Source organism: Pseudomonas sp. IT-P258, from assembly GCF_949767825.1.
In the GTDB taxonomy this organism is placed as follows: domain Bacteria; phylum Pseudomonadota; class Gammaproteobacteria; order Pseudomonadales; family Pseudomonadaceae; genus Aquipseudomonas; species Aquipseudomonas monachiensis.
Window position 1 is genome coordinate 68,738 of record NZ_CATKPU010000021.1, and the last position, 16,820, is coordinate 85,557.

The following is a 16,820-nucleotide window of genomic DNA, read 5'->3' on the forward strand; positions in this document are numbered from 1 at the left end:
TGTTCTGGAAGTGCCCATGCCCGCGTTGAATCCCCTTCGCCCCCACACTGAAACCCTGGCCAACGGCCTGCGGGTGACGCTGCGTCATGCCCCGAATTTGAAGCGTTGCGCAGCAGCGTTACGGGTTGCCGCGGGTAGCCATGATGTGCCGCTGGCGTGGCCTGGCCTGGCGCATTTTCTTGAGCATTTGCTGTTTCTGGGGACTGAGCGTTTTCCTGCCGGGCAAGGGTTGATGGCCTACGTCCAGAGTCATGGCGGCCAGGTAAACGCGCGGACCAGCGAACGCACCACAGACTACTTTTTCGAACTGCCGCCCCAGGCGTTTGCCGGTGGGCTGGAGCGTCTGTCAGACATGCTCGCCCATCCGCGTATGAATCCGGACGACCAGCAGCGGGAACGGGAAGTGTTGCAGGCGGAGTTTGTCGCCTGGTCGCAGGATGCCGAGGCGCAGCAGCAGTTTGCGCTGTTCAATGGACTGGCCGAGGCTCATCCGCTAAGGGGTTTTCATGCTGGCAATCGCGACAGTCTGCCGCTGCAACAACCGGAGTTTCAGCAGGCGCTGCAGGGTTTTTATCAGCGCTATTACCAGACCGGGCAAATGACCCTGAGCCTGGCCGGACCGCAGGGCCTCGATGAATTGAAAGCGATGGCAGAAGCCTTTGGCAGCGTCATTGCCAAAGGCAAAACAGTCACGCAGCAAGCGCCGATACCGCTGATGGATGCGCCAGATAAAAGTTATCAACAGGCTGACGAACGACGTCTGGATCTGCTGTTTGCCATCGAAACACTGCCTGACAACTCTGCCGAAGCGTTGGCGTTCCTGTGCCATTGGCTGAACCAGGTAAAACCCGGCGGCTTGTTGGCGGACCTGCGCGAGCGCGGGCTGGCCGATCACCTGAAAGCCCAGCCGCTGTACCAGTTCGCCGGGCAAGCCTTGCTGCATATCGAATTCACCCTGCCTGCCACAGTCTCGGCAACAGGCATCCGCGGACGCCTGCTGGACTGGCTCGGTTTCTTTGCCGAGCAAGACTGGAACCGATTGCGCGAAGAGTACGCCACCCTGCTCCAGCGCCAGCAGCAAATCAGCAGTGCCTTGCAACTGGCCCGCCTGGACAGCGAACAACGCGAAGTCGGGTTATCCGAACCGGGTGTAACAGCCCTCAAGCAAATCCTTCAACAAATCGGCGCTGTGGATAACTTCAACGGCCCATGGCAATTGCCAGAACCTAATCCGTTCCTGTGCGCCGAAGCACCAACACCTAACGCCGGATTGATTCGCGGCCAGACCAGCGCCCACCGTGGCCTGCGCACGTTTGCCCAGGATCGCTCGCGCAGCCGTCGTGAACGCTCGCCGATGCAGTTCAGTCAGGCATGGCCAGACAACGGTGCTGAAGGTGCGATTTATCTGCGCTGGCGTCTGGACCCGACCCCCGGCAGCCAGCTTCAATCACGGCTGGAAAACCACCTGCAACCGTTGCGCGAAGACGCGCGCCAGGCTGGTGTGGATATTTCCTTCAGTGCGTCGGGCAACGAATGGCTGCTCAAACTGAACGGGCTACAGGAGCCGATGCCCAGCGTCCTGGAGCATGTGCTCAAAGAACTGACAAAACCCGATGCCGCTGTCCCACAAGCCGAATCGACCAGCGTTGCGTTGATTCCGATTCGACAACTGCTCAAGGCATTGCCCGATCACTGCCTCGGGCACACCGCGAACTCGGACGACGTGCAGCCACTCTGGTCGAGTGCGCGCTGGGATGGGCTGGCCATCGGGTTATCGGCTCAGGCTCAGGCAGCCATGGGACTGGCCTTGAACCGCATACCCGGCACGCCGGACAATCAACTGATGCCGCGCTCTTCTATCCTTGCACAGCACCTGTGGAGCAATGTCGATACCGCCTCCAGCGAGCACGCGTTGCTGCTGTTCTGTCCGACAGCCACCCAGGAATTGGCCGACGAAATTGCATGGCGTTTGCTCGCGCATGTCTGTCAGACGCCGTTCTACCAACGCCTGCGGGTGGAACTGCAACTCGGCTATGCGGTGTTCAGCGCCCTGCGGCAGATTCACGGACAAACCGGGTTGCTGTTCGGCGTGCAATCGCCAAGCGTTGCGCCGGTGGAGCTGCTGCAACACACCGAGCAATTCCTGAATCGATTGCCGGAACTGATCCACGCACTCGACGACACTAGCTTCAACGCTCAACGCCAGGCCCTGGCGGATCAGTTTTCCAGCGCTGCGCTCACTATGGCGCAAGCGGCCGAATTGCTTTGGCAGGGCAAGCTGGCCGGCCGTTCGTCGGATTATCTGACGCAATTGCCCGAGGCCATAGTGCGCATTGACCGGACCGCTCTACTGGCTGCGGCCCAACGCCTGAATCAGGCCGAAGGCGGCTGGCTGTGCCTTGCCAACAGCGCTTCGCCAGGCGCGCCATGGCAAGCGGCAAAATGATCATTACCGGGGCTGCAAGGAGCTTTCTCAAAGTTTCACGGGCAATTTCTTTGAAATTTTGAGTAACATAGCAACCTAACTATCTGGAACATCTCTGACTTGAGGTGGACTATACCTATAGATAGCGCTGTCCCACCTTACCTGAGGAGTTCAATTTATGGCCTGGACCAAACCTGCCTACACCGACCTGCGTATTGGCTTTGAAGTCACCATGTACTTCGCAAGCCGCTAATCTCAGCTTTGACAGAGATGCAGCACAACGCCTCGGTTATCCGAGGCGTTTTATTTTCAGCGTTGAAATGATGGAGCGTCCATGTTTGTCCAGATTCTAGGTTCCGCTGCCGGCGGCGGCTTCCCCCAGTGGAACTGCAACTGCGTGAACTGCGCGGGATTTCGCAACGGCAGCCTGCGGGCCAAGGCGCGGACGCAATCGTCCATCGCGATTTCCGACGACGGCGTGAACTGGGTGCTTTGCAACACTTCCCCGGACATCCGCGCCCAACTCCAGAGCTTCGCCCCGATGCAGCCGGGCCGCGCCCTGCGCGATACCGGGATCGGCGCGATCATCCTGATGGACAGCCAGATCGACCACACCACCGGCCTGCTCATGCTGCGCGAAGGCTGCCCGCATCAGGTCTGGTGCACCGACATGGTCCATGAAGACCTGAGCACCGGTTTTCCGTTGTTCACCATGCTCAACCACTGGAATGGCGGGCTGACCTGGAACCGGATCGAACTCGATCAAAGCTTCAGCGTACCGGCCTGCCCGAATTTGCGCTTCACCCCGCTGCCTTTGCGCAGTGCCGCGCCGCCCTACTCGCCACATCGCTTCGACCCGCATCCGGGCGACAACATCGGCCTGATCATCGAAGACCTCAACACCGGCGGCAAACTGTTCTACGCACCGGGCCTGGGCAAGGTGGATGCAGAGCTTCTGGAAATCATGGCTGGCAGCGATTGCCTGCTGGTCGACGGCACGCTGTGGGATGACGATGAAATGCAGCGTCGCGGCGTCGGCACCCGCACCGGCCGCGAGATGGGCCATCTGGCGCAGAACGGCCCCGGTGGCATGCTTGAAGTGCTTGAGCAACTGCCCAACCAGCGCAAAGTACTTATCCACATCAACAATACCAACCCGATTCTTGATGAGGATTCGTCGGAACGGGCGGAGCTGGATCGGCGCCAGGTTGAAGTGGCGTATGACGGCATGAGTATTGTGTTGTAGCGGAGGGCCCCTTCGCGGGCAAGCCCGCTCCCACATTGGATCTGTGGCGTACACAACCCCTGTGGGAGCGGGCTTGTCGGATCGCCGCACCGCCGCGAAAGCGTCCGACCAGATACCCAAGATTTCAACGGTTGTACACCGGAGAACCGCAATGACCGACACCCCAATGTCCCCCGCCGAATTCGAAGTGGCCCTGCGCGCCAAGGGCGCCTATTACCACATCCATCACCCCTATCACGTGGCGATGTATGAAGGCCGGGCCACCCGCGAACAGATCCAGGGCTGGGTCGCCAACCGTTTCTACTATCAGGTGAACATCCCCCTGAAGGACGCGGCGATCCTCGCCAACTGCCCTGACCGCGAGATCCGCCGCGAATGGATTCAGCGCCTGCTCGACCACGACGGTGCGCCCGGTGAAGACGGCGGCATCGAAGCCTGGCTGCGCCTGGGCCAGGCCGTGGGCCTCGACCCGGACCAACTGCGCTCCCAGGAACTGGTGTTGCCCGGCGTGCGCTTCGCCGTGGACGCCTATGTCAATTTCGCCCGCCGCGCCAGTTGGCAGGAAGCCGCAAGCAGCTCGCTGACCGAACTGTTCGCCCCGCAGATCCACCAGTCGCGCCTGGACAGCTGGCCGCAGCATTACCCGTGGATCGACCCGGCCGGCTACGAATATTTCCGCACGCGCCTGGGCCAGGCACGGCGTGATGTCGAGCATGGTCTGGCGATCACGCTGCAGCACTACACCACCCGTGAAGGCCAGGAGCGCATGCTGGAAATTCTCCAGTTCAAACTGGACATTCTTTGGAGCATGCTCGATGCCATGAGCATGGCCTACGAACTGAAACGCCCGCCGTATCACAGCGTGACCGGGGAACGGGTCTGGCACAAAGGAATCACCTTATGAGTTTCGATCGCAGCAAGACCCCGACCTGGCGCCCTGGCTATCGCTTCCAGTACGAACCGGCGCAAAAAGGCCATGTGCTGCTGTACCCGGAAGGCATGATCAAGCTCAACGAAAGTGCCGCGCTGATCGGCGGTTTGATTGACGGTGAACGGGATGTCGCGGCCATCATCAATGAGCTCGATCAGCAGTTCCCTGGCGTGCCCGAGCTCGGTGACGACATCGAGCAATTCATGGAGGTTGCCCGTGCGCAGCACTGGATTGAACTTGCCTGATTCATCGGTGCAAGTACCGCCCAAACCTGAAATCGGCCTGCCGCTGTGGCTGCTGGCCGAGCTGACCTATCGCTGCCCGCTGCAATGCCCGTATTGCTCCAACCCGCTGGATTTCGCCGAGCAAGGCAAAGAGCTGAGCACCGAGCAGTGGCTCAAGGTGTTTCGCGAAGCGCGGGAAATGGGCGCGGCGCAACTGGGCTTTTCCGGTGGCGAGCCGCTGGTGCGTCAGGACCTCGCCGAGTTGATTGCCGAGGCCCGAAAGCTGGGTTTCTACACCAACCTGATCACCTCCGGCATCGGCCTCACCGAGCAGAAAATCAGCGACTTCAAGAAGGCCGGGCTCGATCACATCCAGATCAGTTTCCAGGCCAGCGACGAGCAGGTGAACAATCTGCTGGCCGGTTCGAAAAAGGCCTTCGCGCAGAAACTGGAAATGGCCCGGGCGGTGAAAGCCCACGGCTATCCGATGGTGCTGAACTTCGTCACCCATCGGCACAACATCGACCAGATCGACCGCATCATCGAGCTGTGCATCGCCCTGGAGGCGGACTTCGTCGAGCTCGCCACATGCCAGTTCTACGGCTGGGCGCAACTCAATCGCGTTGGCCTGCTGCCGACCAAAGAGCAGTTGGTGCGCGCCGAACGCATCACCAACGAATACCGCGCCAAACTGGAAGCCGAAGGGCATCCGTGCAAGCTGATTTTCGTCACGCCGGACTATTACGAAGAACGCCCGAAAGCCTGCATGAATGGCTGGGGCAGTATTTTTCTGACGGTCACGCCAGACGGAACCGCCCTGCCCTGTCACGGTGCCCGACAGATGCCGGTGCAGTTTCCCAACGTGCGCGACCACAGCATGCAGCACATCTGGTATGACTCGTTCGGCTTCAACCGCTTTCGCGGTTACGACTGGATGCCCGAGCCGTGCCGCTCTTGTGACGAGAAAGAAAAAGACTTCGGCGGCTGCCGCTGCCAGGCGTTCATGCTCACGGGGGACGCCAGCAACGCCGACCCGGTGTGCAGCAAGTCGCCACAACACGGCGTGATCCTCAAGGCCCGCGAAGAAGCCGAGAGCGCCACTCAGACCATCGACCAACTGGCCTTTCGCAATGAACGAAACTCACGCCTCATCGCCAAAAGCTGAACCTTTCAGCGCTGCCAAAGCCGTGGCCGCCGGTATCGACTTTGCCGAACTGCAGGTCGGGCGGCAGGGCCTGTTCTGGAACGAGTACCGCCCCGAAGACGCGGCGTGCCGGATCTGGCACTGGCGCGATGGTGCAGCGAAATGCCTGACGCCACCGGGGTTCAGCGCGCGCAGTCGGGTGTACGAATATGGCGGCGGCGCGTTTTGTCTGACGGACGACGGTATCGTTTTCGTCAACGAGGCCGACCAGCAGTTGTATCGGCAATCACTGCAAGACGAAGCGCCCGAAAGGCTGACCTCCGGTGCGTGCCGATATGGCGATCTGCAGTTCGCCAACGGACAAGTGCTGGCGGTCGAGGAGCATCGCGATCAACACCGGCTGGTGGCAATCGATCTGTTGGATGGTGCACGTCACCTGCTGGCCGAAGGTGCTGATTTCTACTCGGCGCCGACGCTGAGCCCTGATGCCCGGCGCCTGGCCTGGATCGAGTGGAGTCGTCCGGATCAGCCATGGACAGCGACACGTTTGATGGTTGCTGAAGGCCTCGCCAACGGTGGCTTTGCCGAGGCTCGTTGTGTGGCCGGCGACGGCGTTCAAGAGTCTGTGCAACAACCGCGGTTCGATGCCGACGGTCGCTTGTATTGCCTGACGGATCGCGCAGGTTACTGGCAGCCATGGAAAGAAACTGAAAAAGGCTTGAGCCCATTGCCAAGTGCGGCCGCCGACCACGGCCCCGCGCCCTGGCAACTCGGCGGCAGCACCTGGTTGCCGCTGGGCGACGACAGTTATCTGGCCAGTTGGACCGAGGGTGGCTTTGGCCGATTGGGCATAGGCGGCGATTCCAGCGCCGATTTCACCGGCGACTACAGCCGCTTTCGCCATCTCGCCGTGGATGAGCAGTTCATCTATTGCATCGCGGCGTCGCCCGTCAGCTCAACTGCCGTCATCGCCATTGACCGCCAGAGCCGGCAAGTGCAAGTACTGGCCGGCGGCATCGCACCGCTTGCTCCCGAACAGATCAGCCGCCCGCAAACCTTGCGCTACCCAAGTGGCTCAGGCGAAGCCCACGGCTTCTTCTACCCGGCGATGACCGGCGCGGCGAAACCGCCATTGGTGGTGTTCGTCCATGGCGGCCCGACCTCGGCGTGCTACCCGATGCTCGATCCGCGTATCCAGTACTGGGCACAGCGGGGCTTCGCCGTCGCCGACCTCAACTACCGCGGCAGCAGCGGCTATGGCCGGGCCTATCGCCAGGCACTGCACCTGAGTTGGGGCGACGTGGATGTGCAAGACGCTTGCGCCGTGGTGAGTTACCTCAACGACCGTGGCTTGATCGACGGCGAGAAGGCATTCATTCGCGGCGGCAGCGCTGGCGGCTATACCAGCCTGTGCGCCCTGGCTTTTCACAACGTGTTCCGCGCTGGCGCCAGCCTGTATGGGGTCAGCGACCCGGTGGCGCTGGGGCGCGCGACCCACAAATTCGAAAGCGACTATCTGGACTGGCTGATCGGCGATCCGCAACTGGATGCCGAACGCTACGCCGCCCGCACGCCGCTGCTGCATGCCGGCAACATCCGCGTGCCGATGATCTTCTTTCAAGGAGAACTGGATGCCGTGGTCGTCCCGCAACAAACCCGCGACATGGTCACGGCGCTGCAAGACAACGGTATCCTGGTCGAAGCGCATTACTACGCCGATGAACGCCATGGCTTTCGCAAGGCCGGTAACCAGGCCCATGCGCTGGAGCAGGAGTGGTTGTTTTATCGGCGGGTGATGGACTCAGTAGACTGAAGCCTGCGCTCATTGCCGAAACGGTGGCGCCTCAATCGCGAGCCCTGCTCGCGAAGGCGGTCTACCTGCCGACGTTCTACTCAGCGCTTGGCGATGATGTACACCGCATGCACGATCCCCGGAATGTAACCGCACAACGTCAGCAGAATATTCAGCCAGAACGCCCCGCCGAATCCTACTTGCAGAAACACACCCAGTGGCGGCAACAGGATGGCGATGATGATGCGAATGAAGTCCATGGGGCAGCTCCTGATTGGGGTGGACTCGTTCGAGCCCTACAGCTAATCGACCTGTACCGTTTGTCAGGGTTCAGCCCGATTTCTCAGGCGAGTATCTCCAGACCGTGTTTGCGCACGATACTCAGCAACTTCAGCGCCATGCCACTGGGGTGCTTATCCCCTGCTTCCCATTGCTTGACCGTGGAAGCACTGGTGTTCAGGTAGCGCGCAAACACAGGTTGACTGACATTGTTGCGCTCGCGCAATGCCTTGATCTCCTGCGCGGGAATCGCATCCGGCACCCTTGCAAGACAGGATTCATCGAATTCACGCATGGTCGCTTTGCTGATTGCACCTATGGCATACAAGGCACTGGCCGATTCGTGGATCGATTCCGATAGCTCACTTTTGAATTTTTTACTCATTTGGTATCTCCACAAACTCCTTTGCATCCAGCAAACGCTGAATTTGCATTTCGGTCAGTCCACCATATGTCTTGGCCAACTCTCGCAAGTCGAGCAGATGCCTGGGACTGATATTGCTCTGATCTTTTTTTGCGTACAGGAACTGATAGACCCAATGAGCACCGCCCTTGGCCAGGATAATCGAGCGATGGCGGTTGGCATTCAAACGCTTCTTCCAGACCCCGCCACCCAAATTGTCAGCCTGACCATTGAGCATTTCGGTGAATGCCTCCCGGAGTTCGTCATCACCGATCCAGGCCTTGGCGGCCTGCATTGCGAAGCGCTTTGTCTTGAACAACCTTGGTGACATCGGCATCCCTTCCATAAAACATACCACCCAGTGGTATAGAAATCAAAACCAACGCGAAGGTAATACAGTTTCGCTGGCACCGGCACTCCCTGCCGATGCACGCTAGAAAGCCATTGATGTGCTAACCGCTCAAGCCGAAATTGCCTTTGGAAAAGGCCGGCCACAAAAAAACGCCCCACGCCAAAAGTGTCGGGCGTAGGGCGTGCGTATTACCGCGAGACGGTTCTGGAATGTGTGCAGGGCGCGCCGGATCAGACGGCAATCCCTTTGCGGCACTGCAATTGCGCGGTGCGTACTCGGGAGAAGGCACGCGCCAGGCGCAGGAGCATTTCATCGATGTTGGCGTTGCTGACATTGAGCGCAGGGGTAAAGCGCAGGCAGTCGGGTTGTGGTGCATTGAGCAACAAGCCTTCATACAGCGCGGCCTTGACCACCGCGTCGGCGGAATCGTCCGACAGCGTCAGCCCCCAAAGCAGCCCTTGTCCGCGCAACTCGCCGTGACCGTAACGATGGGCCAGACGCTCCAATCCTTCACGCAGGTGTTGACCGGCTTCTGCGATGTGTTTGAGGAAAACCTTGTCCTGCACGGTATCGAGCACCGCAAGTCCCGCCGCCGTCATCAACGCATTACCGTGATGAGTGCCTGTCACCTCGCCAATGTCGAAGCAGCAAGCCTTGCCCCTCGCCAGCAATGCGGCCAATGGCACCCCGCCGCCCAAGCCTTTGCCAAGCACGACGATATCCGCCGTGACGCCACAGGACTGTTCCGCGAGCAAGGTGCCACAACGGCCGATGCCGGTTTGCACTTCGTCAAGGATCAGCAAAATGCCGAGTTCACGGCACAAGCGTTCGACGCCCTTGAGGTAGTGCGCGGTGGCCGGGATCACGCCGGCTTCGCTCTGGATCGGCTCGAGCATGATCGCTACGGTCCGCTCATCCACGGCCGCATGCAACGCTGGCAGATCATTGAACGGGACATGACTGAAGCCTGGCAATTGCGGCTCGAAACGGTTGGCCAATGTCGAGCTGTCCGACGCCGAAATCGTCCCCAGGCTGCGGCCATGGCAACCGTTGTTGGCCACGATGATGCGCGACGCACCACCGCGATGCTGTTGACCCCATTTGCGCGCCAGTTTGATCGCCGCCTCACAGGCTTCGCTGCCGGTATTGAGCAGGTAGGCCTGATCACTGCCGGTGCTGGCACACAGATGTTCGGCGAGGCTGAGCATGCCGCGATTGTGCAGGCCGAAACCCGGATTGATCAGCAACTGAGCCTGGGATGTGATTGCATTGACCAGTACCGAAGGGCTGTGACCAAGGCTGTTGGCCCCGCCGCCCTGGGAAAAATCCAGGTACGCACGGTCATCGCTGTCCCACAACCATGAACCCTGGCCACGCACAAATATCTGTTTCGGCCGCTCGACACTGGGCATCAAGTACTCGCTGGAAAGGTTATCGCCTTGGGATGGCAGGAAGGCGTCCATGACCAGATCATCAAGACTGGGTGGACTGCGGCGCAGACTGAACAGATTCATCTGACAAAACCTCTGATGAGGTTTTTTGCCTTACCTATGTAAATACCATCGAAGCAAAGGGTATTCATCGCACTCTGTGGCCCTGTAAGCCCTGTGAATGCGGTTAGACTAGGCTCAGGCGAGGCGTTCAGCCATTTCGATTTCCCAGCATTTTCGATAAGCATTACTTATGGATTTCAAGCAACTGCGTTATTTCGTCGCGGTCTACGAAGAAGGCCACGTGGGCCGGGCCGCCGAGCGTCTGTCCATTTCCCAGCCGGCGCTGTCCCAGCAAATCCGCCACCTCGAGCAAAACCTCGAGGTGAGCCTGTTCGAGCGCAGCAGCAAACGCCTGTTGCCGACCCTCGCGGCACACACGCTGTACAACCACGCACTGCCTTTGCTCGATGGTCTGCAACGGGCACGGGAAGCGCTCGGCAACTTTAAGGGGCAGGCCCTGCGCACCCTGGCCATCGGTGTGTTGCAGACCGTGCACACCAGCCTCGTTCCGCAGATGCTCGAACGGGTGCGCAAGGCGCAGCCGCATCTGGTGGTGCAGATCTATGAACTGACCGGCCTGGAAATCGAGCGGCGACTGCTCAACGGTTCTCTGGATATCGGCATCGGCTACCTGCCGCCCCGCCAGCCTGGCTTGCATGGCGTGATGCTGTACGAAGATGAACTGACCCTGGTCATCCCGGCAGAGCATCCGCTGCGTGAATTCAAGAAAGTGTCCATGAGTCAGGCGGCCGAACTGCCGATGTTGCTGCTGGGCGAAGAATTTCAGATCAGGCAGATCTGGCAGGCACAGCTGACAAGCCTTGGTCGTCGCCCACAGGTGCAAGCCGAGCTGAACAACATGGCCGGCATCCTCGACAGCCTGCCCCACACGCGCCTGGCGACGGTATTGCCCGGTCGCTCGCAAAAGACCCATGGCAACCACGAACTGTTGTGGAAGCCCCTGAGCGAACCCCGGGTGCCGCTGAAGGTCGGTCTGGTGTGTCGGGATGTGCAACGGCAGCAGGCCTCGCTGGCATTGCTGCGGACATTGCTGGAAGAGGTGATAAACGGCCCGGACGGGCGCTTGAACAGCGCGCAGGCTCTGGATGGGACAAGCTGAAAACTTTTCTTCAGGCAAAAGAAAACCCCGCCGAAGCGGGGCTTTGCAGACTGTTTCCCTGACATCCATTTCACTCCGCCGTCCTGGCAGAATCCTACGTGTCCCTGTTGTTGCTTTGCGCTTCCTGCGCTACGTCCATGAGAAGTAGATTAGCTGTGGATCCAATTTGCATCTATGGGAGAACAGCAGCATGTTATGTAAGAGAATGCTTACATAACGTTACTTCATCAGAATTGTCCTGCATCCAGCAGAAACAACGATTCGCTACCGGCCTTCACCGACGCGCTCAACGAGTGAATGCGCGGCAGCAGGCGGGCGAAATAGAAGCGCGCCGTACCCAATTTGCTGGCGTAGAAATCGTCTTGCGCTTCCTTGCCGAAAGCTGCCTTGGCCATCAGGGCCCACATGTAGGCGTATGCCACGTAACCGAACACCTGCAGATACTCGACCGACGCCGCGCCGATTTCGTTCGGATTGCTCTTCGCACGGTCAAGCAACCACGCGGTCAGTTCATCGAGGGTGGTTACGGCGTCGTTCAGTGGCTTGGTGAACTCGGCGAGGTCCGCGCTGGCGGTTGCCGTGAAGTGGCGAATCTCGTCGGCGAACAGATTGTAGAACGCCCCGCCGCTGCCCACGATCTTGCGTCCGACCAGGTCCAGCGCCTGAATGCCGTTGGTGCCTTCGTAGATCTGGGTGATGCGCACGTCACGCACCAGCTGCTCCTGGCCCCACTCACGGATGTAACCGTGGCCGCCAAAGATCTGCTGGCCGTGTACGGTGGTTTCCAGGCCGAGGTCGGTCAGGAACGCCTTGGCCACCGGGGTCAGCAATGCCACCAGGTCTTCCGCACGCTTGCGGGTGGTGGCATCTTCGCTGAACTTGGCGGTGTCCAGTTGCATCGCCACGTAGGTGGAGAACGCACGGCCACCTTCGTTCGAGGCTTTCATGGTCAGCAGCATGCGACGCACGTCCGGGTGGACGATGATCGGGTCAGCCACTTTGTCCTTGTTCTGCGCGCCCGTTGGCGAACGGCTTTGCAGACGGTCGCGGGCGTATTCCACGGCGTTCTGGTACGAGCGCTCGCCAGTGGCCAGGCCCTGGATACCGACGCCCAGACGCTCGTAGTTCATCATGGTGAACATCGCCGCCAAGCCCTTGTTCGGCTCGCCGACCAGGTAACCCACGGCTTCGTCGAAGTTCATCACGCAGGTCGCGGACGCCTGGATGCCCATCTTGTGTTCGATCGAACCACAATTCGCCGGGTTGCGCGCGCCCAGGCTGCCATCGGCATTGACCATGAACTTCGGCACCAGGAACAGCGAAATACCTTTCGGCCCCGCCGGTGCGTCCGGCAGTTTGGCCAGTACCAGGTGAATGATGTTCTCGGTCAGGTCGTGTTCGCCGCCGGTGATGAAGATTTTGGTGCCGCTGACTTTGTAGGAACCGTCAGCCTGAGGCTCGGCCTTGGTACGGATAATCCCCAGGTCAGTACCGGCGTGCGGCTCGGTCAGACACATGGAACCGGCCCATACACCGGCGTACATGTTTGGCAGGTACGCCGCTTTCAGCTCTTCGCTGGCGTGGGCGTTGATCGACAGGCAAGCACCGGCGGTCAGCATCGGGTACAGGCCGAACGACAGGCTCGCGGAGTTGACCATTTCTTCGACCTGCGCCGAAACCGCCTTGGGCATGCCCATGCCACCGTAGGTCGGATCGCCACCGACACCGACCCAACCGCCTTCAGCGTAGGTCTGATAAGCCTGTGGGAAACCTGCCGGAGTGGTGACGGCACCGTCGGCCCAATGGCAACCTTCTTCGTCAGCGGCACGGCTCAGCGGTGCGATGCTTTTGCTGGTGACTTTGCCGGCTTCTTCCAGAATGGCTTCGACCGTTTCTGCATCCACGGTTTCAGCCAGTGCAGGCAGTTCGGCCCAGAGTTTGGCAACCTCGAAAACTTCATTGAGGACGAAGCGCATATCGCGCAGGGGCGCTTTGTAGTCAGCCATGGCAAACCTCGCAAGATCTATACAGATGATTCACAGGAAGAGTGTTTTCGTTGGGCCGAGTGTAACCCAACAACTTTTGCGACACATAGGGTCAACTCATGACTGTTTTGTTATTTTTAGTCATCAACAAAAAAGCCCGCGCAAGGCGAGCTTCTTTGTAACGGACTTTTATGACTAAAGCGCAAACAACTCCGCCGGCAGCTGCATCAGGCAATCGCTACCCGCCTCTATGGCTGCCCGATGAGCGGCAGTGCGTGGCAGCAGACGCTTGAAGTAAAACTCGTTGGTCGCCAGTTTGCCCCGGCAGAAGTCGCCATCGCCGCTGCCGGCATCGAGTTGCGCCTGAGCCACCAGCGCCATGCGCAACCACAGGTAGCCAAGGATGATGTAACCGCTGTACATCAGATAATCCACCGACGCAGCACCGACTTCGTCCGGGTTTTTCATCGCCGCCATTCCGACCCTGGTGGTCAACTCACCCCACTGCTGGTTCAGTTGATTGAGCTGCGCCACATACCCGGCCAGATGTGGATGCTCGGCGTTCGCCGCGCAGAACTTATGGACGATTTTGGTGAAGCCGCGCAGCAGCTTGCCCTGGCTGCCGAGTACCTTGCGCCCGAGCAAGTCCAGCGCCTGAATGCCGTTGGTGCCTTCATAGATCGGTGCGATCCGGCAGTCACGGACCAGTTGCTCCATGCCCCATTCGCGAATGAACCCGTGGCCGCCAAACACCTGCATGCCATGGTTGGTCACTTCCAGCCCGGTGTCGGTCATGAAGGCTTTGCAGATCGGCGTGAGGAACGCCAACAGGTCTTCGGCGTCCTGGCGCGCCGTTTCATCCGGGCTCAGGTGTGCCACGTCCAGTAGTTGCGCGGTGAAGTAGGTCAGCGCGCGATTGCCTTCGTTGAAGGCTTTCATGGTCAGCAACATCCGCCGCACATCAGGGTGCACGATGATCGGGTCGGCGGCTTTTTCCGGCGCTTTCGGGCCGGTCAGCGAGCGCATCTGCAAACGCTCGTTGGCGTACTTTATCGCGCCCTGGAAGCTCGCCTCCCCCAGACAAAGCCCTTGCATGCCAGTGCCCAGCCGCGCGTGGTTCATCATGGTAAACATGCAGTTGAGTCCCTTGTTCGGCTCGCCGATCAGGAAGCCCTTGGCCTCGTCGAAGTTCAGCACGCAGGTGGCCGAGGCCTTGATGCCCATTTTGTGTTCGATCGAGCCGCAGGACACGCCGTTGCGCTCGCCCGCTTCGCCCGTCGCATCGGGCAGGAACTTGGGCACGATGAACAGCGAAATGCCCTTGGTCCCGGCCGGTGCGTCCGGCAATTTGGCCAGCACCAGGTGAATGATGTTGGCGCTCATGTCGTGCTCGCCGGCGGAGATGAAGATCTTGCTGCCGGAGATCGCGTAGCTGCCATCGGCCGCAGGTACGGCGCGGGTCTTGATGATGCCCAGGTCAGTGCCGCAATGGGCTTCGGTCAGACACATGGTGCCGGTCCATTGGCCAGCGGTAAGCTTCTTCAAATAGGTCTGCTTCTGCGCCTCGGTGCCATGGGCGTGGATCGCCGACATCGCACCGTGGGTCAGGCCGGGGTACATGCCCCATGAGGTGTTGCTGGAACCCACCATCTCGCTGATCACCAGGCCCAGGGAGATCGGCAACCCTTGACCGCCGTAAACCGGATCCGCCGCCAGGCCATGCCAGCCGCCCTCGACATATTGGGCGAATGCCTGCTTGAAGCCCGCAGGCGTGGTGACCACGCCATTGTCGAAATGGCAGCCTTCTTCATCGCCACTGCGGTTGAGCGGCGACAGCACGTTTTCGCAGAACTTCGCCCCTTCTTCGAGGATCGCATTGACCATGTCCGGGCTGGCATCGGTGGCCCCCAGCGCCGCGTAATTGCGGTGAAAGTCGAAGACGTGGTCGATCAGAAAGCGCATGTCGCGCAAGGGAGCTTTGTACTCGGGCATGGTCATTCTCCGTCGGCAGATTTCTCCAACCTACTGCTGCCGACCACGCCTCACAATCATTTTGCGCTCGCTGAATGCGCCATCATCACTCAACCGTAGCGGTGTCCATGCGCACGGCGCCACGGCGGTTCTGCCCGAACGCCATCACGCAGTTGCGCCCGGCGCCCTTGGCGCTGTAGAGCGCCTGGTCAGCGGACTTGAGTACCTCTTCGGGGGTGCGTTGGTCGATCCGCTCCGCAACACCGATACTGACCGTCACCGACACACTCGACGCACCGGAACCGGCACGCCGCTGACGCCCCTGACTATCGTCCTGCGGGCGATTTTCCTGATTGCGCAGCTGAATGTTGTAAGTGGCGATGGACTCGCGGATGACCTCCAGGTGCGGCAGGCACTCTCCGAGGGTCTTGCCTGCAAACACCAGGGCAAATTCCTCGCCGCCATAGCGATACGCCTTACCGCCACCGCCGATTTTCGACAGCTTGCTGGCCACCAGCCGCAGCACCTGGTCACCGACGTCGTGGCCGTGGGTGTCGTTGAATTTCTTGAAGTGGTCGACGTCGCTCATGGCCAACACGTAGTTGCGCCCCAACCGTTGCAGGCGTTCATTCAGCGCACGACGGCCCGGCAGTCCGGTCAGTTCGTCGCGGAAGGCCATTTGATAGGCTTCGTGGGCAACGGCGGCGGCGATCATCAGCATCACCTGGCTACACATGATGTTCAGCGTGAACGGCAGGATGAAGGTTTTCGGCAACATCCAGAACAACCCGAGCAGCCCCACCCATTGCGCGGCATGCAGCGGTCGCGGGTTGCGCCAGTATTGCCAGGCCAGCAGCAGGAACGCAGCGATGAACACCGGATAGGACAACTGGATCAGGCTCATCCAGGCGCCATGCAAGGCAGGCCAGCGTATCTCCGACAGCCAGATCAGTAGCGCGTGTGGATAACTTTGCTCAAGCCCCAGCGCTACGCTGCCGACCGCGAGCAAGACCGCGAAGCGCGCCACCATGTCCTGGAACAGATGGGTGCGTTCCTGCCACGCCGCGAACACGCCAAACAACAGCGGCAGCAGCAGGCAACACAAATGAAAGACCACGGCGGCATCGTCACGCACCTTGCCGTTGTCGCGGTAATAGTCGGTCTGGGTGTCGAGCAGGAAGTAGGCGATGTACACCGTGACCATCAGAAACAGTTCACGCTGGCGTCGGTACACCGCGCAATAGGCGCCCCCGAGCAACAACACCAGGGTGGGCAACACGTTGAACAGCGACGTGAAGAAGACGTTCAGATCCTTGATGTAAGCAGCCGCAAGCCCCGCCAGTAACAGCACTAATGACGGCAGGAAATGACTGAAACGTACAGCAGATGAGCGCGGCAAGGGTAAAGCTCCGACCCGTCAAATCAATAGATGGCAATGTGCCCACTACTGTAACG

Annotated in this window: 15 protein-coding genes; 8 read left to right on the top strand and 7 right to left on the bottom strand. The window is 60.1% G+C overall.

What is annotated here, in order from left to right; translation table 11 throughout:
* Positions 1-16 precede the first annotated feature (16 nt).
* The 7 genes from pqqF to ACM6G4_RS07615 all read left to right on the top strand — a co-directional run bounded on the left by pqqF (position 17) and on the right by ACM6G4_RS07615 (position 7,783).
* Positions 17-2,446, top strand: a complete 2,430-nt coding sequence (pqqF, locus tag ACM6G4_RS07585) for a pyrroloquinoline quinone biosynthesis protein PqqF (protein ID WP_414913395.1) — start codon at positions 17-19, stop codon at positions 2,444-2,446.
* Between the two features lie 157 nt (positions 2,447-2,603).
* Positions 2,604-2,678 carry a pyrroloquinoline quinone precursor peptide PqqA gene (gene pqqA, locus ACM6G4_RS07590; protein WP_003444522.1) on the top strand — a complete coding sequence of 25 codons (75 nt, stop codon included), beginning with the start codon at positions 2,604-2,606 and terminating at the stop codon, positions 2,676-2,678.
* An 81-nt stretch (positions 2,679-2,759) separates the two neighbouring features.
* On the top strand, positions 2,760-3,671 hold the full coding sequence (gene pqqB, locus ACM6G4_RS07595; RefSeq protein WP_056726623.1) for a pyrroloquinoline quinone biosynthesis protein PqqB: 912 nt from the start codon (positions 2,760-2,762) through the stop codon (positions 3,669-3,671).
* A gap of 151 nt (positions 3,672-3,822) precedes the next feature.
* Complete coding sequence (pqqC, locus tag ACM6G4_RS07600) at positions 3,823-4,575, top strand: pyrroloquinoline-quinone synthase PqqC (protein ID WP_414913396.1); 753 nt, start codon at positions 3,823-3,825, stop codon at positions 4,573-4,575.
* Positions 4,572-4,847, top strand: a complete 276-nt coding sequence (gene pqqD, locus ACM6G4_RS07605) for a pyrroloquinoline quinone biosynthesis peptide chaperone PqqD (RefSeq protein ID WP_015097086.1) — start codon at positions 4,572-4,574, stop codon at positions 4,845-4,847. Before pqqC ends, pqqD begins: the two co-directional genes overlap by 4 nt.
* Complete coding sequence (gene pqqE / locus ACM6G4_RS07610) at positions 4,819-5,991, top strand: pyrroloquinoline quinone biosynthesis protein PqqE (RefSeq protein WP_414913397.1); 1,173 nt, start codon at positions 4,819-4,821, stop codon at positions 5,989-5,991. Before pqqD ends, pqqE begins: the two co-directional genes overlap by 29 nt.
* Positions 5,957-7,783: a S9 family peptidase gene (locus tag ACM6G4_RS07615; RefSeq protein WP_414913398.1), complete on the top strand. Its 1,827-nt coding sequence runs from the start codon at positions 5,957-5,959 to the stop codon at positions 7,781-7,783. The genes pqqE and ACM6G4_RS07615 overlap by 35 nt, the downstream gene beginning before the upstream one ends.
* An 80-nt stretch (positions 7,784-7,863) precedes the next feature.
* On the opposite strand, the gene ACM6G4_RS07620 is transcribed toward ACM6G4_RS07615, so the two are convergent.
* The 4 genes from ACM6G4_RS07620 to ACM6G4_RS07635 form a co-directional block, all read right to left on the bottom strand.
* Positions 7,864-8,022, bottom strand: coding sequence for a YqaE/Pmp3 family membrane protein (locus ACM6G4_RS07620; RefSeq protein WP_003228885.1), 159 nt, complete (start codon positions 8,020-8,022; stop codon positions 7,864-7,866).
* Between the two features lie 83 nt (positions 8,023-8,105).
* Positions 8,106-8,426 (bottom strand): helix-turn-helix domain-containing protein, encoded by a 321-nt coding sequence (locus ACM6G4_RS07625; protein WP_046039442.1) that lies wholly within the window; start codon positions 8,424-8,426, stop codon positions 8,106-8,108.
* Entirely contained in the window at positions 8,419-8,775 is a 357-nt protein-coding gene (locus tag ACM6G4_RS07630) for a type II toxin-antitoxin system RelE/ParE family toxin (RefSeq protein ID WP_056726620.1), read from the bottom strand. The genes ACM6G4_RS07625 and ACM6G4_RS07630 overlap by 8 nt, the downstream gene beginning before the upstream one ends.
* A 251-nt stretch (positions 8,776-9,026) precedes the next feature.
* Complete coding sequence (locus ACM6G4_RS07635; RefSeq protein WP_414913399.1) at positions 9,027-10,310, bottom strand: aspartate aminotransferase family protein; 1,284 nt, start codon at positions 10,308-10,310, stop codon at positions 9,027-9,029.
* Positions 10,311-10,479: 169 nt separating this feature from the next.
* Between ACM6G4_RS07635 and ACM6G4_RS07640 the strand changes: the two genes are divergently transcribed.
* A complete protein-coding gene (locus ACM6G4_RS07640; protein WP_056726618.1) occupies positions 10,480-11,409 on the top strand; it encodes a LysR family transcriptional regulator in 930 nt (309 codons plus the stop codon).
* Between the two features lie 227 nt (positions 11,410-11,636).
* Here the strand turns inward: ACM6G4_RS07640 and ACM6G4_RS07645 are convergent, their stop codons facing one another.
* The 3 genes from ACM6G4_RS07645 to ACM6G4_RS07655 form a co-directional block, all read right to left on the bottom strand.
* Positions 11,637-13,415: an acyl-CoA dehydrogenase C-terminal domain-containing protein gene (locus ACM6G4_RS07645; protein WP_056726617.1), complete on the bottom strand. Its 1,779-nt coding sequence runs from the start codon at positions 13,413-13,415 to the stop codon at positions 11,637-11,639.
* A gap of 174 nt (positions 13,416-13,589) precedes the next feature.
* Positions 13,590-15,386, bottom strand: coding sequence for an acyl-CoA dehydrogenase C-terminal domain-containing protein (locus ACM6G4_RS07650; protein WP_414913400.1), 1,797 nt, complete (start codon positions 15,384-15,386; stop codon positions 13,590-13,592).
* An 85-nt stretch (positions 15,387-15,471) separates the two neighbouring features.
* Positions 15,472-16,764, bottom strand: coding sequence for a GGDEF domain-containing protein (locus ACM6G4_RS07655; protein ID WP_414913401.1), 1,293 nt, complete (start codon positions 16,762-16,764; stop codon positions 15,472-15,474).
* Positions 16,765-16,820 lie beyond the last annotated feature (56 nt).